Here is a 23,766-nt window from a genome sequence, read left to right as displayed (position 1 = left end):
GTTGTCGATGCGATGGTTATTGCAAGTGATGGGCCAACTTTCTGCGACGCTGGCCTGGCGCGGCTTTGCCGGCGATGGCCTGGTTCACTTCACGAGGTTGGCGAGCAAAAAGGGGGCGGCTGGCGGTATTGCTGCGTTGTTCTGGTGCGTGGTGCGCCCGGCTGTCCGGGCCGGGCGCTGGTCAGGAATAGCCACTCAGGCCGCCGGCCGGCGCTGACGCTGGTAGAGGAACTCCAGCACCGCCGCGCGGTACTCGTGGTAGCGCGGGTCGTGGGCCAGCGCCATGCGCTCGCGCGGGCGCGCCAGGTCGACCTTGAGGATGTCGCCGACGGTGGCCGAGGGGCCATTGCTCATCATCACGATGCGGTCGGAGAGCAGCACGGCCTCGTCGACGTCGTGGGTGATCATGATCACCGTGTTGCCCAGATCGGCGTGGATCTCCATCAGCGAGTCCTGCAGGTGGGCGCGGGTCAGCGCGTCGAGGGCGCCGAACGGCTCGTCCATCAGCAGCACCTTGGGCTGCATGGCCAGCGCGCGGCCGATGCCGATGCGCTGCTTCATGCCGCCGGAGATCTCGCTGGGGCGCTTGTCGCGGGCGTGGGTCATGTGCACCAGGGCCAGGTTGTGCTCGATCCACTCGCGCATCTCGGCCTTGCCCTTCCTGCCCTTGAACACCTGCTGCACGGCCAGCTCGATGTTCTGGTAGCAGGTCAGCCAGGGCAGCAGGCTGTGGTTCTGGAACACCACCGCGCGCTCGGGGCCGGGTGAATTGACCTCCTTGCCGTCGAGGATCACCCCGCCGGTGCTGGCCTGGTAGAGGCCGGCGACGATGTTGAGCACGGTCGACTTGCCGCAGCCGGAGTGGCCGATCAGCGAGACGAACTCGCCCTTGTCGATCTTCAGGTTGACGTTCTGCAGGGCGCAGAACAGGCCCTTGTCGGTGGGGAAGCTGATGCCGACGCCGGTCAGTTCGAGGTGGTTGTGGTTCATGGCGATCTCCTTGGGGCGGCGCTTAGCGCAGGTCGGCGTTCTTGTCCCAGCTGACGCGGCGCTGCAGCGCGAGCATGAGACGGTCGAGGACGAAGCCGATCAGGCCGATGACGATCACGGCGACCATGATGCGGCCGAGGGAGTTGGAGCTGCCGTTCTGGAACTCGTCCCAGATGAATTTGCCCAGCCCCGGGTTCTGCGCCAGCATCTCGGCGGCGATCAGCACCATCCAGCCGGTGGCCAGCGACAGGCGCAGGCCGGTGAAGATCATCGGGATGGCCGCCGGCAGGACGATGCGCCGCACGTGGCTGAGCGGCGACAGGCTGAGCACGCGGCTGACGTTGAGTAGGTCCTTGTCCATGTTGGCCACGCCGACCGTGGTGTTGATCACCGTCGGCCACAGGCAGCACAGCGCCACGGTGAGGGCCGAGGTGACGAAGGACTTGGCGAACAGCGGATCGGTGCTGGTGTACACGGCGCTGACCACCATGGTCACCAGCGGCAGCCAGGCCAGCGGCGACACCGGCTTGAACACCTGGATCAGCGGGTTGATGGCGTTGTAGATCGGCCGGCTCAGGCCGCAGACGATGCCCAGCGGAATGGCGATCAGCGAGGCGATGGCGAAGCCGGTCATCACCGTGTACAGGCTGGTGAGGATCTGCTTGAAGAAGGTCGGCTTGCCGGTGTACGGACGCACGGTCACCTTGGCGTCGGGGTCCCTGGCCAGGCGCTCGGCGTTGCGCGTCTCCTGGCGCTGGTAGAAGGCGTCGGCCTTGCGCTGCTCGGCGATGTGTTCGTCGACCAGGCTGGAGAACTGGCTGACCGCCTGGGCCGGGCCGGGGAACTTGCCGAGGCTGGTGTCGATGCTGCCGGCAGCGAGCTGCCAGAACAGCAGGAAGGCGAGCAGGCCGACCACCGGCAGCAGCAGGGCGGGCAGCCAGCGCTTGACCAGAGCCGCCTTGCGCGCGGTTTTCAGGGTGTCTTGGATCGGTTGGGCGACGGCAGGGTTGCTCATCGTCGTGTCCTCGGATTCATGGGGAGCCGGTTTTACCGGCTCCCGCTGCATGGGCAATGTCACAGTTTGCTGTCGGCTTTCAGGCCGATGCCGAACTGCTCGATGTAGGCATTCGGCTGGCGCCCGTCATAGGTCAGGCCATCGATGAAGTCGCTGCTCGGGGCGCGGAAGCCTTCCTCGCCGGCCGCCGGGAAGTCGGCGGCCTTGGCCTTGCCTTCGGCGACCAGTTCGCTGGCGGCGGCCTGGTAGATCTCCGGCAGGTAGACCTTCTTGGCGGTCTCGAAGTACCAGGCGTCCGGCTTGGCCTCGCCGATCTGCCCCCAGCGGCGCATCTGGGTCAGGTACCAGATGGCGTCGGAGTAGTAGGGATAGGTCGCGTTGTGGCGGAAGAACACGTTGAAGTCCGGTACCTCGCGCTTGTCGCCCTTCTCGTACTCGAAGGTGCCGGTCATCGAGTTGGCGATGACCTTGGCGTCGGCGCCGACGTATTCCGGACGGGCGAGGATCTCCACCGCCTCGGCGCGGTTGGCGTTGCCGTTCTCGTCCAGCCACATGGCGGCGCGGATCAGTGCCTTGACCAGGCGCTTGTGGGTTTCCGGGTTGGCCTCGGCCCAGGCCTTGGACACGCCGAGGACCTTTTCCGGGTTGTTCTTCCAGATCTGGTAGTCGGTGATCACCGGCACGCCGATGCCCTTGAACACCGCGGCCTGGTTCCACGGCTCGCCCACGCTGTAGCCGTGGATGGTGCCGGCCTCCATGGTGGCCGGCATCTGCGGCGGCGGCGTCACCGAGAGCAGCGCGTCGGCGCTCAGGGTGCCGGTGATGTCGCCCTTGGCCGGGGCGTAGTAGCCCGGGTGGATGCCGCCGGCGGCCAGCCAGTAGCGCAGCTCGTAGTTGTGGGTGGATACCGGGAACACCATGCCGAGGTTGAACGGCTTGCCCTGGGCCTTGTACTGCTCGATTACCGGCTTGAGCGCGTCGGCCTTGATCGGGTGCACCGGCTTGCCGTCCGCCATCGGCACGTGCTTCTTCATTTCCGCCCACACCGCGTTGGACACGGTGATGGCGTTGCCGTTGAGGTCCATGGAGAAGGCGGTGACCACGTCGGCCTTGGTGCCGAAGCCGATGGTTGCGCCCAGCGGCTGGCCGGCCAGCATGTGCGCGCCGTCCAGCTCGCCGGTGATCACCCGGTCGAGCAGCACCTTCCAGTTGGCCTGGGCCTCAAGGCTGACGTACAGCCCCTCATCCTCGAAGAAGCCCTTCTCGTAGGCGATGGCCAGCGGGGCCATGTCGGTGAGCTTGATGAAGCCGAGCTTGAGTTCTTCCTTCTCCGGATCGGCGGCCAGGGCGATGGAGCTGGCCAGCGGCGCAAGCAGCAGGGCGGCGGCGGCCAAGGCATGCTTGAAGAGGCGACTGCGAATTTTCATGGCGATTTCCCAAAGGTCAGAAACGAAAAAAGACGTCGCAAGCGCGCCGATCCTGCAGGGATCAGCCGGCTTTTGACGTCTTTGTCAGTTCGTCCCGATCACCGCCGTTGGCGATCCGAAGACGGATGTACGGTCACTGTAGCAAGGGGCTTGCCAGTTTTTCGGCTCAGCGGCACACATTCGCCTGGACCCGCCCCTGCTGCCCGGTTTCTACCGATAAGCGCTGTTGAATCAATGGCTTGCTGTTTTCTGCGGGCAGGCGGGCGGTTGCCGCGCAGCGACTGCCGCGCTGGCGCGCTGGGTCATGGCTGTGCGTGGGTGGTGCGCACTGGGCATTTTTGGTTCATGACGGCCGCTTGGGGCAGAATGGGCCCTGGCTGACCGCAAGGCTGAAAACCCCTGTTTCGGTCGCCTGTCCGCCGACCGAACCGCCTGGAGCACCCGATGTCCCGCATTGCCACCCTGACCCTCAACCCGGCGATGGATCTCTCGACTGGCGTCGAGCGGGTCGAGCCGACCCGCAAGCTGCGCTGCAGCCTGCCGCACTACGATCCGGGCGGCGGCGGCATCAACGTGGCGCGGGTGGTCGCCACCCTCGGCGGCGCCGCCGTGGCGGTCTACCCGGCCGGCGGTCCGTTCGGCGACATGCTGCAGCGCATGCTGGCAGCGCTCGGCGTGGTGCAGGTACGGGTGCCGATCGCCGGCGACACCCGCGAGAGCTTCACCGTCGACGAGGGCGCCACGGGCCGGCAGTTCCGCTTCGTGCTGCCCGGTCCGGAGCTGGCGGCGGCCGAGCAGCAGGCCTGCCTGGCGGCCATCGCCGCGCTCGATCCGTTGCCCGGCTATGTGGTGCTCAGCGGCAGCTTCCCGCCCGGCGTGGCGCCGAGCTTCTTCGACGCGGTGGCCGCGCTGGCGCGGCGCATCGGCGCGCGCCTGGTGCTCGACTGCTCGGGCGAGGCGTTGCAGTACGCGGCCGGAAAAGGCGGCATCCATCTGCTCAAGCCGAGCCTGAGCGAACTGGCCACCCTGGTGGGAAGCAAGGTGGAGGGCGAGGCCGCGCAGGAAGCGGCGCTGCGCCGCCTGATCGAGCGGGGCGTGGCGGAGATCGTGGTGCTGTCGCTGGGCGGCGAGGGCGCCGTGCTGGCGAGCAGGGAAGGGATCGAGCGCTTCGCGCCGCTGGACGTGCCGGTGTGCAGCGCGGTGGGCGCCGGCGACAGCATGGTCGGCGCCATGGTCCTCGCCCTGAGCCGCGGCTGGAGCCTGCAGAAGGCCGTGCGCTACGGCATCGCCGCTGGTTCGGCGACCATCATGCGCCCGGGCACCGAGCTGTGCCGGGCGGAGGATGTGCAGCGCTTGTTTGGTGCGGATTGAAAGACGTCGCGGCGCCGCTCTTGTAGAAGGCCCGACCCCGGGGCGATGCTTTTTGCCCTTGGCGGTCCTGCGGCCCGCATCGCCGCGAGGGCGCGCCTCCTACACCATACCCGGCGCTGCCTGATGCGCCTGTAAAATGCCCGGCGCTGACTAACACCTTGTGTAGGAGGCCCGACCCCGGGGCGATGCTTTTTGCCCTTGGCGGTCCTGCGGCCCGCATCGCCGCGAGGGCGCGCCTCCTACAACATGCCCGGCGCTGCCTATGCGCCTGTAAAATGCCCGGCGCTGACTAACACGTTGTGTAGGAGGCCCGCCCCCGGGGCGATGTTTTTTGCCCTTGGCGGTCCTGCGGCCCGTAGCGCCGCGAGGGCGCGCCTCCTACAACATGTCGTTTCGTCTTAGCCGGCGCTGTCGCCCTTGGCCGCCTTCGGCGGCAGCAGGCCGTCGGCGCGGAACATGGCCTTGATGCCGCGGATCGCCTGGCGGGTGCGGTCGAGGTTCTCGATCAGCGCGAAGCGCACGTGGTCGTCGCCGTAGTCGCCGAAGCCGATGCCGGGCGAAACGCAGACCTTGGCCTCCAGCAGCAGCTTCTTGGCGAACTCCAGCGATCCGAGGTGGGCGTAGGCTTCGGGAATCTTCGCCCAGATGTACATCGCCGCCTTGGGCTTCTCGACCATCCAGCCGATCTCGTGCAGGCCCTTGACCAGCACGTTGCGCCGCTCGCAGTACTTGTCGGCGATCTCGTGCACGCACTGCTGGTCGCCTTCCAGCGCGGCGATGGCGGCCACCTGCAGCGGGGTGAAGGTGCCGTAGTCGTGGTAGCTCTTGATCCGCGCCAGGGCGCTGACCAGCTCCGGGTTGCCGACCATGAAGCCGATCCGCCAGCCGGCCATGTTGTAGCTCTTCGACAGGGTGAAGAACTCCACGGCGACGTCCTTGGCGCCCGGCACCTGCATGATCGACGGCGCCTTCCAGCCGTCGAAGACGATGTCGGCGTAGGCCAGGTCGTGCACCACGAGGATGTCGTACTGCTTGGCCAGCGCCACCACGCGCTCGAAGAAGTCCAGCTCCACGCACTGCGCGGTGGGGTTGGAGGGGAAGCCGATGATCATCATCTTCGGCTTGGGGATCGACTCGCGGATCGCCCGCTCCAGCTCGGCGAAGAAGTCCACACCGGGCACCAGCGGCACCGAGCGCACCTGGGCGCCGGCGATCACCGCGCCGTAGATGTGGATCGGGTAGCTGGGGTTGGGCACCAGCACGGTGTCGCCATGGTCGAGGGTGGCCAGCATCAGGTGCGCCAGGCCTTCCTTGGAGCCGATGGTGACGATGGCTTCGCTGTCCGGGTCGATCTCCACCTGATAGCGATCCTGGTACCAGCGCGAGATGGCGCGGCGCAGGCGCGGGATGCCGCGCGAGGTGGAGTAGCCGTGGGTGTCGTCGCGCTGGGCGACCTGCACCAGCTTGTCGACGATGTGCGGCGGGGTGGCACCGTCGGGGTTGCCCATGCTGAAGTCGATGATGTCCTCGCCACGGCGGCGGGCGGCCATCTTCAGTTCGGCGGTGATGTTGAAGACGTAGGGGGGGAGGCGATCGATGCGCGCGAAGCGGCGCCCGGAACGGGAGTCGGTCATGAATTTTCTCGAATACGTAAGCGCCCGGAACCGTCCGAGCGACGTTGGCCAGTGCGCTGGCCTGCGCGCAGAAACATACGCCGGCGCGCGCGGGCTGTCGAGAGGGACTGACGCGGTTTGACCGTTGCCGCCCGTCCGTGGGGCAACGGTCAACCGGGCGAGTTGGAATCGGCTCAGTTGCCGAGCATCTCGTGCATGGAGATGATCTGCTCGGCCACCTGGATCAGTTTCTGCTGCTTGCTCATGGCCTGGCGGCGCATCAGCGTGTAGGCCTCTTCCTCGTTGCACTGGCGCATCTTCATCAGCAGGCCCTTGGCCAGCTCGATGCGCTTGCGCTCGGCCATCTGCTGGTCGCGGGCGTTGAGCTGGGCGCGCAGGGCCTGGTCGCTTTCGAAGCGCGCCATGGCCACGTCGAGGATCGGCTGCAGGCGCTGGGCGTGGATGCCCTCGACGATGTAGGCGCTGACCCCGGACTGGATGGCCTGGCGCATCACCTTCGGGTCGTGCTCGTCGGTGAACATGACGATCGGGTGCGGCTGGTCGCGGCTGAGCAGGCAGACCTGCTCCATCACGTCGCGGCCCGGCGATTCGCTGTCGATGAGGATCACGTCCGGGCGTACCGCGGCGACCCGCGCCGGCAGGTCGATGGTCAGCCCGGACTCGTCGACCACCTCGAAGCCGGCTTCGATCAGCGCGCTTCGCAGGCGGCCGACCTTCTTCGCGGTGTCGTTGATCAGGAGAATGCGCAACATGGACAGGTCTCCTGCGGATCAGAGGGCCAGTGACTGGCGTTCGGCCAGCGCGTGCAGCGCGAAGCTGCGGGCGTAGCCAGCCGGGTCGCTGCCGTCCCAGACCTTGCCATCCTGCAGGGTGGACCTGCGCATGGGCTGCGGCACGGCAATGCCCAGCGCATCCGCGGCTTCTCGGTACAAGGCTAGCTGATGCACTTCGCTGGCCAGTTCATGGTACGCCGGATCGTCGCGCAATAGACCCCAGCGGCGCAGTTGGGTGAGAAACCAGATGCCGTCGGACAGGTAGGGCATGTTCACCGTGCCTTCGGCGAAGAAGCGCAGCGGGTGGGCATCCAGCCAGGCGTGGCCGAGGCCGTCCTGGTAGTGGCCGAGAAAGCGCGGCTCCAGGGTGCTCGCCGGCGCGTTGACGAACTCCGCGGCGCTCAACAGCTGGGCGGTGCTGCGGCGGTTCTCCGGGCTCGCGTCGATGAAGCGACTGGCCTCGAGCAGCGCCATGCTCAGGGCGCGCGCGCTGTTGGGGCACTGCTCGACGAACTCGCGGGTGACGCCAAGGACCTTTTCCGGGTGATCCGGCCAGATCGACTGGCTGGTGGCGATGGTGAAGCCCAGACCCTCGTCGACCGCGTGGGCGCCCCAGGGGTCGCCGGCGCAGAAGCCGTCGATGCGTCCGGCGCGCAGGTGGGTGACCATCTGTGCGGGCGGCACCACCACGCTGTTGACGTCGCTGAGCGGATGGATGCCGTGGCCGGCCAGCCAGTAGTACAGCCACAGGGCATGGGTGCCGGTGGGGAAGGTGTGGGCGAAGGTGAGTTTCGCACCGTGGTGGTGCGTATGCTCGCGCAGTGCCTCGGCAGAGGTCACGCCGGCCTCGCGCAGCGCCGTGCTCAGGTTGATCGACTGGCCGTTCTGGTTCAGGCCCATGAGGATGGCCATGGGCGTGGCCGGGCTGCCGATGCCCAGATGGGTGCCGTAGACCTGGCCATAGAGCATCTGCGCCGCGTCCAGTTCGCCGCTGACCAGCTTGTCGCGCAGGCCGGCCCAGGAGGCCTGGCGGTGCAGGTTGAGGGTCAGGCCGTAGGGCTGGGCGAAGCCCTGGGTGGCGGCGACGATCAGCGACGCCGAGTCGGCCAGGGCCATGAAGCCGAGGTCGAGGACGTTCTTTTCCGGGGCGTCCGAGCCGGCGACCCAGGACAGGGCATCGTGGCGGGGGGCGGGGGTATGGTCGGGCATGACAGGTTCCAGAGACGGGCAGGGCAGGCGGGCTGCATGCCAGCGATAAAGCAAGCCGTATGCCAGTCTGGCAGCCGGTCGCGCCAACGATGCCGTTGCCCGTCCCGTGGCGCACGCCCGTGCAGTAGGGGGCGCTACCGCCGACGGCGATGGCCAGGGGTGGTTGCTCAGGCGCGCCGGGCTCACTACAGTCCTTTCAAGGGCTTATCGAAAAAGCCAAGGCAGGGGGCCGCCGTGATCCAGTTTCTGCTCAACCGCGAGCTGCGCTGCGAGACTGCGCTCGATCCTAACCTGACGGTGCTCGAATACATGCGCCGCCATCTCGGCCGCAGCGGCACCAAGGAGGGCTGTGCGTCGGGCGACTGCGGAGCCTGCACCGTGGTGGTCGCCGAGCCGGACCCGGCCGCCCGCGGCGAGCGCCTGCGCTACCGCAGCCTGAATGCCTGTCTGACCTTCATGTCCGCGCTGCACGGCAAGCAATTGCTCAGCGTCGAGGATCTTGGCCAGCCGGGCCATCTGCACGGCGTGCAGCAGGCGATGGCCGACTGTCACGGCAGCCAGTGCGGCTTCTGTACGCCGGGCTTCGTCATGTCGCTGTTTGCCCTGCACAAAGGTGGCAACGCTTACGACCGCGCGCAGGCAGTCGATGCGCTGACCGGCAACCTGTGCCGCTGTACCGGCTATCGGCCGATCCTCGCCGCCGCCGAACAGGCCTGCACGGACAAGCAGGCGGACACCTTCGATCGCCATGCCGCCGAGACCCTGGCCGCCCTGCGCGCCATCGCCAGCCAGGACGAGGCCGGGCTGGCGCGGGGCGAGCGGCGCTGCTGGCTGCCGCAGACGCTGGACGAGCTGGCGGAGCTCTATCGGGCCCAGCCGCAGGCGCGCCTGCTGGCCGGCGGCACCGACCTGGCGCTGGAAGTCACCCAGCAGCACCGCGCCTTGCCGCTGCTGATCGACCTCGGCCGGGTGGCCGAGCTCAAGCGTATCGCGGTGACCGACAGCCACCTCGAGATCGGCGCGGGCGTCGCGCTGAGCGACTGCCAGGCCGTGCTGGCCGGCGAATATCCGGACTTCGGCGCGCTGCTGGCGCGCTTTGCCTCGCGGCAGATCCGCAACCGCGGCACCCTCGGCGGCAATCTCGGCAACGCCTCGCCGATCGGCGATACGACGCCGCTGCTGATCGCCCTCGGCGCCGAGCTGCTGCTGCGCTGCGGATCGGCGCGCCGCACCCTGGCGCTGGAGGACTTCTTCCGCGACTACCGGGTGACAGCGCTGGCGCCCGGCGAGTTCATCGAGTGCATCCGCGTGCCGCGGGCCACGGCGGGGCAGGCGCTGCGCGCCTACAAGGTCAGCAAGCGTCTGGACGACGACATCTCCGCGGTCTGCGCGGCGTTCAGTCTGCACCTGCACGACGGCGTGGTGACGCAGGTGCGCATCGCCTTCGGCGGCATGGCGGCGACGCCCAGGCGCGCCTTGCAGTGCGAGCAGGCGCTGCTCGGCACGCGCGGCGAGGCGGCGGCCATCGAGGCGGCCTGCCAGACGCTGGCCGGCGAGCTCACCCCGCTCAGTGACCAGCGCGCCAGCGCCGCCTATCGCCTGCAGGTGGCGCAGAACCTGCTGCGCCGCTGCTTCATCGAGCTGCAACAGCCTTCCGTGGCTACCCGGGTGTACCAGCATGAACAGGCCTGAACGCTCTCCTGACCAGCCATCCCAGCAGGAGCTGGCGGAACGCTTCCGCGCCGGCATCGCCAGCGGCGTCGGCCGGCCGCTCAAGCACGAGAGCGCCGACAAGCACGTGTCCGGCACGGCGCTGTATGTCGACGACCGTCTGGAGTTCGCCAACCAGCTGCACGTCTGCGCGCGGCTCTCCGAGCACGCCCATGCGCGCATCCTGCGCATCGACACCTCGCCCTGTTACGAATTTCCTGGCGTGGCCATCGCCATCACCAGCCGCGACGTGCCCGGAGAGCTGGACATCGGCGCGGTGGCGCCCGGCGATCCGCTGCTGGCCGACGGCATCGTGCAGTACGCCGGGCAGATGGTGCTGGCGGTGGCCGCCGCCGACCCCGAGATCGCCCGCCAGGCGGCGCAGGCCGCGCTGATCGACTACGAGGTGCTGGAGCCGCTGCTCGACGTCGAGGAGGCGCTGCGCCGTGGCGAATTGGTGCGCGACAGTCACCGCCAGCAGCGCGGCGATGCCGATGCGGCGCTGGCCGGCGCGCCGCATCGCCTGCAGGGGCGTCTGCGCGTCGGTGGCCAGGAGCATTTCTATCTGGAGACCCAGGTCTGCGCGGTGCTGCCCAGCGAGGACGGCGGCATGCTGGTGTATTCCTCGACGCAGAACCCCACCGAGATCCAGAGCCTGGTCGCCAAGGTGCTCGGCGTGCCGATGCACCAGGTGGCGGTGGACATGCGCCGCATGGGCGGCGGCTTCGGCGGCAAGGAAACCCAGGCCGCCGGCCCGGCCTGCCTGTGCGCGGTGGTCGCCCTGCTGACCGGGCGGCCGGCGAAGATGCGCCTGTCGCGCGCCGACGACATGCGGACCACCGGCAAGCGCCATCCGTTCCTGATCGACTACGACGTCGGCTTCGACGAACAGGGCGTGCTGCAGGGCATCGACATCCAGCTGCTGGCCAACTGCGGCTTTTCGCCGGATCTGTCCGGGGCGATCGTCGATCGCGCCATGTTCCATGCCGACAACGCCTACTACCTGGGCGGCGCGCGGGTCACCGGCCATCGCTGCCGCACCAACCTGGCGTCGAACACCGCCTTTCGCGGCTTCGGCGGCCCGCAGGGCATGCTCGGCATCGAGGAGGTCATGGAGCGCATCGCCCGCCATCTGGGCCTCGATCCGCTGGAAGTGCGCAAGCGCAACTACTACGGCGCCGCGCCGCGCAACGTCACCCACTATTACCAGACGGTGGAGCACAACCTGCTGGCCGAGCTGACCGCGCAGCTGGAGGCGAGCTGCGACTATCGGGCCCGCCGCGCAGCGATCCGCGCCTTCAATGCCGCCAGCCCGGTGCTGAAGAAGGGCCTGGCGCTGACCCCGGTGAAATTCGGCATCAGCTTCACCTCCAGCTTCCTCAACCAGGCCGGCGCGCTGCTGCACATCTACACCGACGGCAGCATCCACCTCAATCACGGCGGCACCGAGATGGGCCAGGGTCTGCACACCAAGGTGGCGCAGGTCGTCGCCGAGACCTTGCAGGTGGACATGGCGCGCATCCACATCAGCGCCACCCACACCGAGAAGGTGCCGAACACCTCGCCGACCGCCGCCTCCTCGGGCAGCGACCTCAATGGCAAGGCCGCGCAGAACGCCGCCTTGATCATTCGTCAGCGTCTGGTGGCCTTCGCCGCCACGCACTTCGAGGTCGATCCGGACCAGGTCGAGTTCGGCAACGGTCAGGTGCGGGTGGGCGAGCGCTACCTGAGCTTCGACGAGCTGATCGCGCTGGCCTATGTCGGCCAGGTGTCGCTGTCCAGCACCGGCTTCTACGCCACGCCCGGCGTGCACTACGACCGCGAGCAGGCGCGTGGCCGGCCGTTCTACTACTACGCCTTCGGCGTGTCCTGCTCCGAGGTGCTGGTGGATACCCTGACCGGCGAATACAAGGTGCTGCGCACCGACATCCTCCACGACGTCGGCGACTCGCTGAATCCGGCCATCGACATCGGCCAGATCGAGGGCGGCTTCATCCAGGGCATGGGCTGGCTGACCTGCGAGGAGCTGGTCTGGGACGCCCAGGGCCGGCTGCTGACCGACAGCCCGGCGACCTACAAGATTCCCGCGGTGGGCGACCTGCCGGCGGATCTGCGCGTGCAGCTGGTGGCCAACCGGGGCAACCCGCAGGACACCGTGTTCCACTCCAAGGCGGTCGGCGAGCCGCCGTTCATGCACGGCATTTCGGTGTGGTGCGCGCTCAAGGATGCGCTGGCCAGCCTCGCCGACTACCGCGTGCATGCCGAACTGGACGCCCCGGCCACCCCGGAGCGGGTGCTGTGGGCGGCGGAGCGTCTGCGCCATGCATGACTGGATCGAAACCCTGGCCGCACTGCAGCGTCGCGGCGAGCCCTGCGTCTTGGTGACCCTGGTCGAGGAGCAGGGCTCCACCCCGCGCGATGCCGGGGCCAAGCTGCTGGTCACCGCTGAGCGCAGCTACCACAGCATCGGCGGCGGCCATCTGGAGCTGCGCGCCATCCAGATTGCCCGCGACCTGCTCGCCAGCGGCGCCCGCACGCCGCTGCTGGAGCGCTTCAGCCTGGGCGCCAGCCTCGGCCAGTGCTGCGGCGGCGTCACCCTGCTGCTGTTCGAGCCGCTGGGGCGGGTGTGCGCCGAGGTCGCCGTGTTCGGCGCCGGACATGTCGGTCGCGCGCTGGTGCCGCTGCTCGCCGGCCTGCCGTGCCGGGTGCGCTGGATCGACTCGCGCGCGGGCGAATTCCCTGAGCAGCTGCCGCCGGGCGTCGAGCAGGTGGTCAGCGAGGAGCCGGTCGACGAGGTGGACGAGCTGCCGCCCGGAAGCTACTGCATCGTCATGACCCACGACCATCAGCTCGATCTGGCGCTGGCCGAGCGCATCCTGCGCCGCGGCAACTTCGCCTATTTCGGCCTGATCGGCTCGCGGACCAAGCGCGCGCGCTTCGAGCATCGCCTGCGCGAGCGCGGCCTGGCGGCGGAGGCGATCGCGCGCATGCGCTGCCCGCTGGGCTTGCCCGAGGTGCGCGGCAAGCTGCCGCTGGAGATCGCCATTGCGGTGGCGGGGGAGGTGATCGCCACCTACGGCGCCGAGCGGGACAGGCAGGGGCAGTAGGCCGCGGCGGCAGGTGTGGAGAGCAGGGTGCGCTGTCGCGGATGAGCGTGGCGCGCGGGGCTGAATGCCCGGGCCGAGGTTGGCGGCCTGACCCAGCCCATCCGCTTTTCCGCCGGGCCGGCACCGGCCCGGTATAATCGGCGCTTTTGCGAGTATTCCCGTGGCCAACAAGAGATACAGCTGTATCGGTCTGAGCAATCCCAAGTCGCCGGAAAATGTCGGATCGATCATGCGCGCGGCGGGCTGCTATGAAGTCAGCTCGGTGTTCTATACCGGCACCCGCTACGACCGGGCGCGGGATTTCGTCACCGACACCAAGAAGGTCCACCAGGACATTCCGCTGATCAACATCGACGACCTGCGCAAGATCCTCCCCCTCGGCTGCACGCCGGTGGCGGTGGAGCTGGTCGAAGGCGCGCGTTCTCTGCCCGAGTACACCCATCCGGATCGGGCGCTGTACATCTTCGGGCCGGAAGACGGCTCGCTGGACAAGCAGATCCGCGACTGGTGCGAGGACGTGATCTACATCCCCACCAACGGCTGCATGAACCTCGCCGCCACGGTCAACGTGGTGCTCTACGACCGGCTGGCCAAGGGCAACAATACCCGCTCCGGGCCGCTGTTCTAGCCGGTGGTTTTTTCAACAGCCTGCGAGAGAACCCCCGAAATCACCGGATCCTGAAAAAAAGAAACCCCGCCGAAGCGGGGTTTCTTTCAGTGCCGGGGCACTACAGCCGGGTCATTGCAGGCTCAAGCCTGGATGACCGGGATGTTGGCCTTGGCAGCCGCGTCGCGGTACTCGGCCATCTGGTCGAAGGACAGGTAGCGGTAAACGTCGGCAGCCATGCTGTCGATGTTCTTCGCGTAGCCCATGTACTCCTCAACGGTCGGCAGCTTGCCGATGATGGAGGCAACAGCCGCCAGCTCGGCCGAGGCCAGGAACACGTTGGTAGCGTCGCCCAGACGGTTCGGGAAGTTACGGGTCGAGGTGGAGACCACGGTCGAACCGGTCTGTACGCGAGCCTGGTTACCCATGCACAGCGAGCAGCCCGGCATTTCCATGCGCGCGCCAGCCTTGCCGTAGATGCCGTAGTAGCCTTCTTCGGTCAGCTGGTGGGCGTCCATCTTGGTCGGCGGAGCCAGCCACAGACGGGTCGGGATGCCGCCCTTGACCTTGTCCAGCAGCTTGCCGGCAGCGCGGAAGTGACCGATGTTGGTCATGCACGAACCGATGAACACTTCGTCGATCTTCTGACCGGCAACGGTGGACAGCAGGCGGGCATCGTCCGGGTCGTTCGGCGCGCAGAGAACCGGCTCGGTCACTTCGGACAGGTCGATCTCGATCACGGCCGCGTATTCGGCGTCGTTGTCGGCTTTCAGCAGCTTCGGATCGGCCAGCCAGGCTTCCATCGCCTGGGCACGACGCTCCAGGGTGCGGGCATCGCCGTAGCCTTCGCCGATCATCCAGCGCAGCATGGTGATGTTCGAGCGCAGGTATTCGGCGATGGCCTCTTCCGGCAGCTTGATGGCGCAACCGGCAGCGGAACGCTCGGCGGAGGCGTCGGACAGCTCGAAGGCTTGCTCGACGGTCAGGCCGTCCAGACCTTCGATCTCGAGGATGCGGCCGGAGAAGATGTTCTTCTTGCCCTTCTTCTCGACGGTCAGCAGGCCAGCCTTGATCGCGTAGTAGGGGATGGCATGCACCAGGTCACGCAGGGTGATACCCGGCTGCATCTTGCCCTTGAAGCGCACCAGCACGGATTCCGGCATGTCCAGCGGCATCACGCCGGTGGCGGCGGCGAAGGCGACCAGGCCGGAACCGGCCGGGAAGGAGATGCCGATCGGGAAGCGGGTGTGCGAGTCGCCACCGGTGCCGACGGTATCCGGCAGCAGCATGCGGTTCAGCCAGCTGTGGATGATGCCGTCACCCGGACGCAGGGACACGCCGCTGCGGTTCATGATGAAGTCCGGCAGGGTGTGGTGGGTGATGACGTCGATCGGCTTCGGGTAGGCGGCGGTGTGGCAGAAGGACTGCATCACCAGGTCGGCGGAGAAGCCCAGGCAAGCCAGGTCCTTCAGCTCGTCGCGGGTCATCGGGCCGGTGGTGTCCTGGGAGCCGACGGTGGTCATCTTCGGTTCGCAGTAGGTGCCCGGACGTACGCCCTGGCCTTCAGGCAGACCGCAGGCACGGCCAACCATCTTCTGGGCGAGGGAGAAGCCCTTGCCGCTGTCGGCCGGAGCAACCGGCTTCTTGAACAGGGTGGACGGAGCCATGCCCAGTTCGGCGCGCGCCTTCTCGGTCAGACCGCGGCCGATGATCAGCGGAATACGGCCACCGGCGCGGACTTCGTCCAGCAGCACGTCGGTCTTCAGCTCGAAGGTGGTGACCAGCTCGTCGCTGCCGTGACGACGGACTTCGCCCTTGTACGGGTACACGTCGATGACGTCGCCCATGGCCAGGTTGGTGCAGTCGAATTCGATCGGCAGGGCGCCGGCGTCTTCCATGGTGTTGTAGAAGATCGGGGCGATCTTGGTGCCGAAGCAGAAGCCACCGGCGCGCTTGTTCGGCACGTTCGGGATGTCGTCACCGAAGAACCACAGCACGGAGTTGGTGGCGGACTTGCGCGAGGAACCGGTGCCGACCACGTCGCCGACGTAGGCGACCGGGAAGCCCTTGGCCTTCAGCTCTTCCATCTGCTTCAGCGGGCCGACCGAGCCCGGGACGTCCGGGTTGATGCCGTCGCGGGCCATCTTCAGCATGGCCAGGGCGTGCAGCGGGATGTCGGGGCGCGACCAGGCGTCCGGAGCCGGCGACAGGTCGTCGGTGTTGGTTTCGCCCGGGACCTTGAACACGGCCAGGGTGATCTTCTCGGCCAGCGCCGGACGGTTGGTGAACCACTCGCCCTCGGCCCAGGAGGCCATCACGGCCTTGGCCGCGGCGTTGCCCTTCTTGGCGCGCTCGGAAACGTCGTGGAAGGCGTCGAACATCAGCAGGGTGTGCTTGAGCTGAGCGGCAGCGACTTCGGCCAGTTCGGCGTTGTCCAGCAGCTCGACCAGGGTGGCGATGTTGTAGCCGCCCTGCATGGTGCCCAGCAGCTCGACAGCGCGCTGCTTGCTGATCAGCGGAGAGGCGGTCTCGCCCTTGGCGACAGCGGACAGGAAACCGGCCTTGACGTAGGCGGCTTCGTCGACGCCCGCAGGAACGCGGTTGGTGATCAGGTCAACCAGGAATTCTTCTTCGCCGGCCGGCGGGTTCTTCAGCAGTTCAACCAGGCCTGCGGTCTGCTCGGCGTTCAGCGGCTGGGGCACGACGCCCTGGGCGGCACGCTCTTCTACGTGTTTGCGGTAGGCTTCAAGCACAGTATTACCCTCATCAGTGGTCCCATGCGGGAGTCCGGGACTCTCATCCAGAAGCTGTTTTCAAAGTTTTACGCCGGACTGTGACGAAAGTGTGTCGGTGGGTGCGAGTCTGCCGATACGCTGCCCACCAACCGCTTCCTGCCGGGTTTACTGTGCTCGTGACGCTTTGAAAACAGCTTCTTGCGGACATTGGCGCCTGTTACAAGGCACGCGGATTCTACTGGAAAGACCGGCATAAGTTAAGCAACCCTCCCGGCCGACGGCGGATGACCCAGCTTAGACAAAGGGCTAACATGCCGCTCTGTTTTCGTTGCAGCGCCTCATTTGTCATGCCCAACCAGCGCATCAAGACCCCCTGTGTCGGCCTCTGTTCCACGGTTTATGGCGACCTGGTGTGCCGCGGCTGCAAGCGCTTTCACCACGAGGTGGTGAACTGGAACCTGTACCGTGAAGAGGAAAAGCGCGCGGTGTTGCTGCGTCTGGAGAGCCTGCTGGTCCAAGTGATGGCGGCCAAGCTGGAGGTGTTCGATCCGGCGCTGCTGTGCCGGCAGCTCGAGCAGCGGCAGATCCGCTTCGCCCCCCAGCAATCGCCGTACTGCTGGGCCTACCTGCTGATCGCCCGCGGCGCGCGGCTGATCCAGCAGCTGGATGCCTACGGCATCGTGCTGCTGCCGGAATTTCGCGACAGCAGCCTGCCGGAACTGCGCGATGCCATCGATCGCGAGTACTTCCTGCTCTCCGAGGCGCACTACCAGCGCTACATCGCGCCGCGCTTCCTGGTGGATGGCGAGGACATCCGCGTCTGATGGCGCCACCGCTGTTGCAGGAGCGAATGTTGCAGGAGCGAATTCATTCGCGACAGGGTCGCAGGTGAATCTGCTCCTGCAGGGGGTGGCTCAGGGTTGTTCTTCGATCAGCTTCTCCAGCTGATCGCAGATATCGTCCGGCTTGAGCACCAGCACGTCGCTCTCCAGCACGTCCAGCACCACTTCGGCGGTGTTGCCGATCAGTGCGCCGGACAGACCGGTGCGCGCCACGCTGCCGATCACCGTGACCACCGCATCCAGCTGCAGCGCCAGTTGCGGAATCAGCAGGTCGGCCGGACCCTCGGCGATGTGCAGCTGGCGGTTGCTCAGGCCGTACTCGTCCTGGAAGCTCTGGCAGGCCTCGCGATAGCGCGCGGCGATGGTTTCGCGCAGCTGGAAGGTCGGGTCGGCGGCGGAGAGCAGCGGCGCCGGATGGGCGCTGAGCACGTGCAGTTCGCCCTTGGCCAGGTGGGCGACGTCGTGGGCATGGCAGACGATGCTGGCGTGCAGGGTGCGATGCTCGGGATCGTCGTTGCCCACGTCCACCGCCGCCAGCACATTGCCGCCGGTCCACGGGCGGTCGGTCTTGACCAGCAGCACGGGGCAAGGGCAGTAGCGCAGCAGCTTCCAGTCGTCCGGGGTGAGCAGGGCCTTCTTCAGCGGGTTGTCCGGGTAGTGCTGCTTGATCACCAGGCCGCAGCCCTCGGCCTGCTGGGCGGCGATGATGGTCTGGTGGGTGCTTTCCTGCCAGTCCTGGCGGGTCGAGACGCTGTAGCCTTCCTCGCGCAGGTCGGTGGCGAGCTCGTCGAGCCAGGCCGCATGGTCGTGCTGTCCGTCGCAAACCACCAGGTGCAGCTCGGATTGCGTGGCGCCGGCAATCAGCCGTGCCCGCTTGAGGGCCAGCCCTTCCGGCTGGCCGGGTTCCAGCACAACCAGGATGCTGCGGATCTCTTGCATGGTCGTCTCCCTGTAGGCATTCGACTTCACTCTAGACGCAGGACAGCCACGCACCGCTTGATGTGCGTCAAGCGGCAGGCATGCTCGCAGCGACCGGCCCCCGTATAATGGCCGGCTTTCCAAGACTAGCCGGATTGCCATGTCCCTGCTTCCCGAGATCGAGAGCTTCCTGCTCTGCCCGACCCCCCAGGCCTGGATCGACCAGGCGCTGCAGCATCCCGAGATCCTGCTGATCGATCACGCCAACTGCGAGAAGAAGGCCGCCAGCACGGCGCTGACCCTGCTGTACCGCTATGTCGAGAAGGAAGACCTGCAGTACAAGCTGTCGCGCCTGGCACGCGAGGAGTTGCGCCATTTCGAGCAGGTGGCGGCGCTGATGAAGAAGCGCGGTGTGGCTTACCGGCCGGTCAGCGCCTCGCTGTATGCCCAGCGCCTGCATGCGCATATCCGCAAGCACGAGCCGGGCAAGCTGGTGGACACCCTGATCGTCGGCGCCTACATCGAGGCGCGTTCCTGCGAGCGCTTCTACCGCCTGGCGCCTTACCTGGACGAGGAGCTGGGCAAGTTCTACATCTCCCTGCTCAAGTCCGAGGCGCGCCACTATCAGGACTACCTGAAGATGGCCCAGCAGTACGCCGGCGAGCCGATCGACGAGCGGGTGGCGTTGTTCGCCGAGATCGAGCGCGAAGCGATCCTCACGCCGGACAAGGAGTTCCGCTTCCACAGCGGTGCGGCGGCCTGACGTGCTCCGCCTTCAGTTGTTCAGGACCAGCTCGGGCCCCAGGTAGGCATTGGCCTGCAGGATGTCGTCCTCGCCGAGCAGGCCCACGGCGGTGGCCAGCTGCAGGCGGGCCTGCAGGTAGCGCAGCTTGGCTTCGAGCAGATCGCGGCGGGCGATGAATACCTGCTCCTCGGCATTGAGGATGTCGAGGTTGGTGCTGGTGCCGGCGAGAAAGCCCTTGCGCGCCGAGTCCTGGGCGCGCTCGCTGGAAATCACCGCCCGTTCCAGCGCGCGTATGCGCATCTCGCCGCTTTGTACGCCGCGAAATTGGCGGGTGGTGGCCGAGAGCACTTCCTCGCGGGTGGCGTTGAGTTCCTCTCCGGCCTGTTCGCGGCTGGCGACGGCCTGGCGCACGCGGGCGCTGACGCCGCCGCCGGCGTACAGCGGCATGTTCAGCTCCACCCCGGCCGAGGCGTAGCGGTTCTGCTGGTCGATGGTGGAGACCGAGTCGCTGTCGCTGTCGGTATAGCCCAGCACCAGGTCCAGGGTCGGCCAGTGCCCGCCTTTGGCCCGGTTGACTTCCTCTTCCGCCAGCCCGTGATTGAACTGCTGGGCGCGCAGGCTCGGATTGTTGGCCTTGGCCTGGCTCAGCCATTCCGGCAGGCTGGCGGGCTGCAGGCCCGGCGTGGGGAACTCCTCGCGCAGGGTGGCGAGGTTTTCCGGCTGCTGGCCGAGGATCTCCTGCAGCAGGCGCAGGGCGACCACCTGCTGGTCCTGTGCCTCGATCAGCTCGGCCTGGGCCAGATCGCGGCGGGCGGTGGCCTGGTCGACGTCGATGATGGTGCCGTCGCCCAGGTCGAAGCGCCGCTGCGCCGCGCTGACCTGCTGCTCGAAGGCCTTGAGCTTGGCCGCAGCCAGGTCGATGGTCTCGCGCGTCAGCAGCACGTCGAAATAGCGGCCGCTCAGGGTCACCGCCAACTGCTGGGTACTGGCATCGAATACCGCCTCGCTGTAGTCCGCGCGCTGCTTGCCCTGGCGGTACTCGGCGAACTTCTGGCGGTTATAGAGCGGCTGGCGCAGACGCACGATGTAGGCCTCGGCGTCGTAGTCGAGGTCGCTCTCGGTGTTGCGGCCGAGGAAATCCTTCTCTTCGCGGGTGCCGTCCACCCGGCTGCGGCTGGCGCTGGCGCTGAGTTGCGGCAGCAGGCCGGCCCGGCCGATGGCACGGTTCTCCAGGCCGGCATCGCGCTCGTGCACTGCGGCACGGTAGGTGGGGCCCTGGGCTTGCAGGAGTTCCCAGGCCTGCTGCAGATCCAGGGCGCTGGCGGGCAGGCTGGCCAGTCCGGCCAGTCCGGCCAGGCAGGCGAGGGCGAGGCGGACGGCCATTCATTGCTCCTTGAAGGCACTGTCGATACGAGCCAGCAGCGGCTTGAGCAGGTAGCTCAGCAGGTTGCGCTCCCCGGTCTTGATGATCACCGTGGCCGGCATCCCGGCACGGATCCGGTTGCTGCCGAGCCGCGCCATGCCTGCCTCGGTCACCTCGACCTGGGCCAGGTAGTAGGGCTCCTTGCTGGCTTCGTCGACCAGCCGGTCGGCCGCGATGGTCAGCACGCGGCCGGGAATGTTCGGCGTCTGGGCATGGTTGAAGGCGGGGAAGGTGATGTCCACCGCCAGTCCTGGCGCCATCTTGTCGATGGCCTGCACCGGGATCATGGCGTCCACCTGTAGCGGCTCGTCGGCGGGCACCACGCTCATCAGTTCCGCGCCCGGCTGGATCACCCCGCCGACGGTGGAGACGTTGAGGCCGAGTACGATGCCGTCGATCGGCGAGCGGATCACCGTGTGCGCCACCTCGTAGTCCAGGGCGCGCAGGCGGTCGGCCTGGGCGCTGACCTCCTTCTGCACCTCGGTCAGCTGCGACTGCACTTCCTTCTGGTAGTCCTGCTGAAGCTGCAGGATGCGCAGCTTCAGCTCGGCAATCTGGTTGTGGGTGCGGCCGATGTCGGCCACGCTCTGCGCCCGCTGGGCGTTGAGGTCGGCGGCGCTGCGTTCCAGCTCGAGCATGCGGTTGCGTGCGACGTAGCCTTCGGCGGCGAGGTCGCGCACGCCGTTCAGTTCCTGGGCGAGGAAGTTGATCTGCGCGCTGCGTGCCGACTGCACCTGGCGCAGGCCCTTGAGTTGCTCCTCGGCGCCGCGGATGTTCTCGCGCAGGATGCCGGCCTCGCCGGTCAGCGCCGCCCGACGGGTGGTGAACAGGCGCTGTTGCAGGGTGGTCGCCTCCTGCAGGCGCGGGTCGCCGGCGAAGCGGGCGAGCAGTTCGGGGTCGAAGGTCACCTTGTCCAGGCCGTCCCGTTCGGCCTGCAGGCGATTCTCCACGGTCCGCGCCACGATGTACTGGGCGCTGACCACGCCCTGCTCGGCGATGGCTCGGGTGCGGTCGAGCTCGATCAGCGGCTGGTCGCGCTGCACCCGGTCGCCCTCGCGGACCAGGATGCTGCCGACGGTGCCGCCGCTCAGGTGCTGGATGGTCTTGCGGTTGTCGGTGACGTTGACCGTGGCATTGGCCACCACGCCGGCATCCAGCGGCGCCAGGCTGGCCCAGAGCAGGAAGCCGCCGAAGCCGGCGACCACCAGCCACACCCCCCAGCGGCGCGGGCGGCCATCGTCGATGTCGATCACCCGTTCGCTGCCCGGCAGCGCCAGGCCCTTGTGTTCTCCCCCGAGATTCGACATGGCTGGTCACTCCTTGGTCTTGACTGACGTCAGGGGCGTGCCGCCCGCGGGTACCGAAGCCACGCTGGCCTGGCGCAGGGCGGCAAACACCTCGTCGCGGCTGCCGAACATGTGCACCGTGCCTTCACGCAAGAGCAGGATCTTGTCGACGATGTTCAGCACCGTCGGCCGGTGCGAGATCAGCACCAGGGTCTTGCCGCGCCGCTTCAGCTCGCTCAGGGCGTGGATCAGCGCCGCTTCGCCGACATCGTCGAGGCTCGAATTCGGTTCGTCGAGAACGATCAGCGCCGGATCGCCGTACAGCGCCCGAGCCAGGCCGACGCGCTGCTTCTGGCCGCCGGACAGCGAGCCGCCGTCGGCGCTCAGGCGGGTGTCGTAGCCCTGCGGCAGGCGCAGGATCATCTCGTGCACGCCGGCCTGGCGGGCCGCCTGGATCACCGCGTCGCCGTCCACCGCGCCGAAGCGGGCGATGTTCTCGGCGATGGTGCCCTCGAACAGCTCGACATCCTGTGGCAGGTAGCCCAGCCAGGGGCCGAGCTCCTCCTTGTTCCACTGGAACACGTCGGCGCCGTCGAGGCGGACCTTGCCGGCCTGGGCCGGCCAGATGCCGACCAACAGGCGGGCGAGGGTCGACTTGCCCGAGGCCGACGGGCCGATCACGCCCAGCGCCTCGCCGGGCGACAGGTTGAAGCTGATGGCGCGCAGGATCGGCAGGTTGCTGCCCGGCGCGTTGGCGAAGGCGCCTTCCACGCTGAGGATCCCGGTGGGCTTGGGCAGCGGCATGGACTCCTTGCGGGCCGGAAAGTCCTGCAGCAGGGCGGACAGCCGAGCCCACGCCGTGCGGCTGGACAGCAGCTGCTTCCAGGTCGCGATGACCTGCTCGACCGGCGCCAGGGCGCGGCCGCCGAGAACGGAGCAGGCGATCATCATTCCTGGGGTGATCTCGCCCTGGATTGCCAGCAGCGCGCCGGCGCCGAGCAGCAGCGACTGCAGGGTGATGCGCACGAAGCGGGTCAGGCCGTTGATCCAGGCGGCGCGATCAGAGGCCAGGCTCTGCAGTTCGAGAATCCGCAGGTGATTGCCGAACCAGCGCTGGCGGATGGCCGGCAGCATGCCCATGGCCTCGATGACCTCGGCATTGCGCAGGTTGTTGTTGGCGTAGGCGGCGGAGGCCATGGCCGCCTGGTTGGCTTCGGCCAGCGGCTTGCGGGTGCTGGTCTCGGTCAGCCAGGCGAGGCCGACCAGCAGCAGCGAGCCGACCAGGGTGATGACCCCGAGCAGTGGATGGACCAGGGAGATGACCACCAGATAGATGGGCGTCCAGGGTGCATCGAAGAAGGCGAACAGGCCGTTGCCGGTGAGGAACTGGCGCACCTGCGACAGGTCCTGCAACGCCTGCGACGGGTTGCCACCGGCGCGGCGCAGGTTGCGCTCGAACGAGGCGGTGAACACGCGCTGGTTGAGCATCATGTCGAGCCGGTTGCCGACGCGGATCAGCACGCTCGAGCGCACCACCTCCAGCAGCGCCATCAGCACGAACAGGCCGATCACCAGCAGGGTGAGCATCAGCAGGGTGGTGACATTGCTGCTGACCAGGGCGCGGTCGTAGACCTGCAGCATGTACACCGCCGGCGTCAGCATCAGCAGGTTGATCACCCCGCTGAAGGCGGCCAGGGCATAGAAGGTGCGGCGCAGGCGGAACAGCGCCTCGGCCAGCTCGGAGCGGGGGGATGACAACAGGTCCATCTGGATCCTCCGGTACTGCAGGTGGCTGAGGCCCGCTTGCCAATGCACTTGCCCCGTACCCGGAGCAAAGGCCGCAAGATTGAGTGGCTCCCCAATGTATAGGCGGGCTTTACGGCTTCTGCCACCACCTTGGGGCGAGACTTGCGGATAGTGCATGGCGTGAATACCACCAGTGCACAGGGTGCCGGCGGGTTGGGGAAGGTATGG

At 67.6% G+C, this 23,766-nt stretch carries 18 protein-coding genes; 7 read left to right on the top strand and 11 right to left on the bottom strand.

Features of this window, described 5'->3' with window-relative positions:
- Positions 1–195 precede the first annotated feature (195 nt).
- The 3 genes from BM297_RS05370 to BM297_RS05360 are packed head-to-tail and all read right to left on the bottom strand — an operon-like array spanning position 196 to position 3,432.
- Positions 196–990 (bottom strand): ABC transporter ATP-binding protein, encoded by a 795-nt coding sequence (locus BM297_RS05370; protein WP_175526605.1) that lies wholly within the window; start codon positions 988–990, stop codon positions 196–198.
- A gap of 22 nt (positions 991–1,012) precedes the next feature.
- Complete coding sequence (locus tag BM297_RS05365; protein ID WP_092429052.1) at positions 1,013–2,005, bottom strand: ABC transporter permease; 993 nt, start codon at positions 2,003–2,005, stop codon at positions 1,013–1,015.
- A 59-nt stretch (positions 2,006–2,064) separates the two neighbouring features.
- On the bottom strand, positions 2,065–3,432 hold the full coding sequence (locus BM297_RS05360; RefSeq protein ID WP_092429050.1) for a CmpA/NrtA family ABC transporter substrate-binding protein: 1,368 nt from the start codon (positions 3,430–3,432) through the stop codon (positions 2,065–2,067).
- Positions 3,433–3,876: 444 nt separating this feature from the next.
- Between BM297_RS05360 and BM297_RS05355 the strand changes: the two genes are divergently transcribed.
- Positions 3,877–4,803, top strand: a complete 927-nt coding sequence (locus tag BM297_RS05355) for a 1-phosphofructokinase family hexose kinase (RefSeq protein WP_092429048.1) — start codon at positions 3,877–3,879, stop codon at positions 4,801–4,803.
- Between the two features lie 398 nt (positions 4,804–5,201).
- Here BM297_RS05355 and alaC read toward each other — a convergent pair whose 3' ends face one another.
- The 3 genes from alaC to BM297_RS05340 form a co-directional block, all read right to left on the bottom strand.
- The gene (gene alaC, locus BM297_RS05350) at positions 5,202–6,437 is read right to left on the bottom strand and encodes an alanine transaminase (RefSeq protein WP_092429046.1); all 1,236 of its coding nucleotides are present in this window, start codon (positions 6,435–6,437) and stop codon (positions 5,202–5,204) included.
- Positions 6,438–6,610: 173 nt separating this feature from the next.
- Entirely contained in the window at positions 6,611–7,189 is a 579-nt protein-coding gene (locus BM297_RS05345) for an ANTAR domain-containing response regulator (protein ID WP_092429044.1), read from the bottom strand.
- 18 nt (positions 7,190–7,207) lie between these two features.
- Positions 7,208–8,419 carry a CmpA/NrtA family ABC transporter substrate-binding protein gene (locus tag BM297_RS05340; protein WP_092429042.1) on the bottom strand — a complete coding sequence of 404 codons (1,212 nt, stop codon included), beginning with the start codon at positions 8,417–8,419 and terminating at the stop codon, positions 7,208–7,210.
- A 234-nt stretch (positions 8,420–8,653) separates the two neighbouring features.
- Between BM297_RS05340 and xdhA the strand changes: the two genes are divergently transcribed.
- The 4 genes from xdhA to BM297_RS05320 all read left to right on the top strand — a co-directional run bounded on the left by xdhA (position 8,654) and on the right by BM297_RS05320 (position 13,864).
- Positions 8,654–10,111: a xanthine dehydrogenase small subunit gene (xdhA, locus tag BM297_RS05335; protein ID WP_092429040.1), complete on the top strand. Its 1,458-nt coding sequence runs from the start codon at positions 8,654–8,656 to the stop codon at positions 10,109–10,111.
- A complete protein-coding gene (xdhB, locus tag BM297_RS05330; protein ID WP_092429038.1) occupies positions 10,098–12,458 on the top strand; it encodes a xanthine dehydrogenase molybdopterin binding subunit in 2,361 nt (786 codons plus the stop codon). Before xdhA ends, xdhB begins: the two co-directional genes overlap by 14 nt.
- Entirely contained in the window at positions 12,451–13,236 is a 786-nt protein-coding gene (gene xdhC / locus BM297_RS05325) for a xanthine dehydrogenase accessory protein XdhC (RefSeq protein WP_092429036.1), read from the top strand. The genes xdhB and xdhC overlap by 8 nt, the downstream gene beginning before the upstream one ends.
- Before the next feature lie 160 nt (positions 13,237–13,396).
- Positions 13,397–13,864 (top strand): RNA methyltransferase, encoded by a 468-nt coding sequence (locus BM297_RS05320; protein WP_092429034.1) that lies wholly within the window; start codon positions 13,397–13,399, stop codon positions 13,862–13,864.
- Between the two features lie 122 nt (positions 13,865–13,986).
- Here the strand turns inward: BM297_RS05320 and acnB are convergent, their stop codons facing one another.
- Positions 13,987–16,596, bottom strand: a complete 2,610-nt coding sequence (gene acnB / locus BM297_RS05315) for a bifunctional aconitate hydratase 2/2-methylisocitrate dehydratase (protein ID WP_092429032.1) — start codon at positions 16,594–16,596, stop codon at positions 13,987–13,989.
- A 329-nt stretch (positions 16,597–16,925) separates the two neighbouring features.
- On the opposite strand from acnB, the gene BM297_RS05310 reads away from it, so the two are divergent.
- Positions 16,926–17,402 carry a DUF1289 domain-containing protein gene (locus BM297_RS05310; protein WP_092429029.1) on the top strand — a complete coding sequence of 159 codons (477 nt, stop codon included), beginning with the start codon at positions 16,926–16,928 and terminating at the stop codon, positions 17,400–17,402.
- Between the two features lie 90 nt (positions 17,403–17,492).
- Here BM297_RS05310 and BM297_RS05305 read toward each other — a convergent pair whose 3' ends face one another.
- On the bottom strand, positions 17,493–18,359 hold the full coding sequence (locus tag BM297_RS05305; RefSeq protein WP_092429027.1) for a universal stress protein: 867 nt from the start codon (positions 18,357–18,359) through the stop codon (positions 17,493–17,495).
- A 139-nt stretch (positions 18,360–18,498) separates the two neighbouring features.
- Between BM297_RS05305 and miaE the strand changes: the two genes are divergently transcribed.
- The gene (miaE, locus tag BM297_RS05300) at positions 18,499–19,101 is read left to right on the top strand and encodes a MiaE family protein (protein WP_092429025.1); all 603 of its coding nucleotides are present in this window, start codon (positions 18,499–18,501) and stop codon (positions 19,099–19,101) included.
- Between the two features lie 12 nt (positions 19,102–19,113).
- Here miaE and BM297_RS05295 read toward each other — a convergent pair whose 3' ends face one another.
- From BM297_RS05295 to BM297_RS05285, 3 genes are read right to left on the bottom strand one after another with little or no spacing between them, the layout of a single operon-like run.
- The gene (locus BM297_RS05295) at positions 19,114–20,466 is read right to left on the bottom strand and encodes a TolC family outer membrane protein (RefSeq protein ID WP_092429023.1); all 1,353 of its coding nucleotides are present in this window, start codon (positions 20,464–20,466) and stop codon (positions 19,114–19,116) included.
- Complete coding sequence (locus tag BM297_RS05290) at positions 20,467–21,813, bottom strand: HlyD family type I secretion periplasmic adaptor subunit (RefSeq protein WP_092429021.1); 1,347 nt, start codon at positions 21,811–21,813, stop codon at positions 20,467–20,469. It lies immediately after the preceding gene.
- 6 nt (positions 21,814–21,819) lie between these two features.
- Positions 21,820–23,559: a type I secretion system permease/ATPase gene (locus BM297_RS05285; protein ID WP_092429019.1), complete on the bottom strand. Its 1,740-nt coding sequence runs from the start codon at positions 23,557–23,559 to the stop codon at positions 21,820–21,822.
- Between the last annotated feature and the right edge of the window lie 207 nt (positions 23,560–23,766).

Origin of the sequence: Geopseudomonas sagittaria (assembly GCF_900115715.1) — a bacterium.
In the GTDB taxonomy this organism is placed as follows: Bacteria; Pseudomonadota; Gammaproteobacteria; order Pseudomonadales; family Pseudomonadaceae; genus Geopseudomonas; species Geopseudomonas sagittaria.
This window is presented reverse-complemented; position numbering and strand designations above follow the sequence as displayed.

Bases quoted from the DNA above. Each gene is read 5' to 3' on its own strand.
- BM297_RS05365 (WP_092429052.1), bottom strand. From the start codon at position 2,005: ATGAGCAACCCTGCCGTCGCCCAACCGATCCAAGACACCCTGAAAACC.
- alaC (WP_092429046.1), bottom strand. From the start codon at position 6,437: ATGACCGACTCCCGTTCCGGGCGCCGCTTCGCGCGCATCGATCGCCTC.
- BM297_RS05310 (WP_092429029.1), top strand. From the start codon at position 16,926: ATGCCCAACCAGCGCATCAAGACCCCCTGTGTCGGCCTCTGTTCCACG.
- BM297_RS05360 (WP_092429050.1), bottom strand. From the start codon at position 3,432: ATGAAAATTCGCAGTCGCCTCTTCAAGCATGCCTTGGCCGCCGCCGCC.
- BM297_RS05340 (WP_092429042.1), bottom strand. From the start codon at position 8,419: ATGCCCGACCATACCCCCGCCCCCCGCCACGATGCCCTGTCCTGGGTC.
- miaE (WP_092429025.1), top strand. From the start codon at position 18,499: ATGTCCCTGCTTCCCGAGATCGAGAGCTTCCTGCTCTGCCCGACCCCC.
- BM297_RS05285 (WP_092429019.1), bottom strand. From the start codon at position 23,559: ATGGACCTGTTGTCATCCCCCCGCTCCGAGCTGGCCGAGGCGCTGTTC.
- BM297_RS05370 (WP_175526605.1), bottom strand. From the start codon at position 990: ATGAACCACAACCACCTCGAACTGACCGGCGTCGGCATCAGCTTCCCC.
- BM297_RS05345 (WP_092429044.1), bottom strand. From the start codon at position 7,189: ATGTTGCGCATTCTCCTGATCAACGACACCGCGAAGAAGGTCGGCCGC.
- xdhC (WP_092429036.1), top strand. From the start codon at position 12,451: ATGCATGACTGGATCGAAACCCTGGCCGCACTGCAGCGTCGCGGCGAG.
- BM297_RS05290 (WP_092429021.1), bottom strand. From the start codon at position 21,813: ATGTCGAATCTCGGGGGAGAACACAAGGGCCTGGCGCTGCCGGGCAGC.
- BM297_RS05305 (WP_092429027.1), bottom strand. From the start codon at position 18,359: ATGCAAGAGATCCGCAGCATCCTGGTTGTGCTGGAACCCGGCCAGCCG.
- xdhB (WP_092429038.1), top strand. From the start codon at position 10,098: ATGAACAGGCCTGAACGCTCTCCTGACCAGCCATCCCAGCAGGAGCTG.
- BM297_RS05355 (WP_092429048.1), top strand. From the start codon at position 3,877: ATGTCCCGCATTGCCACCCTGACCCTCAACCCGGCGATGGATCTCTCG.
- BM297_RS05295 (WP_092429023.1), bottom strand. From the start codon at position 20,466: ATGGCCGTCCGCCTCGCCCTCGCCTGCCTGGCCGGACTGGCCGGACTG.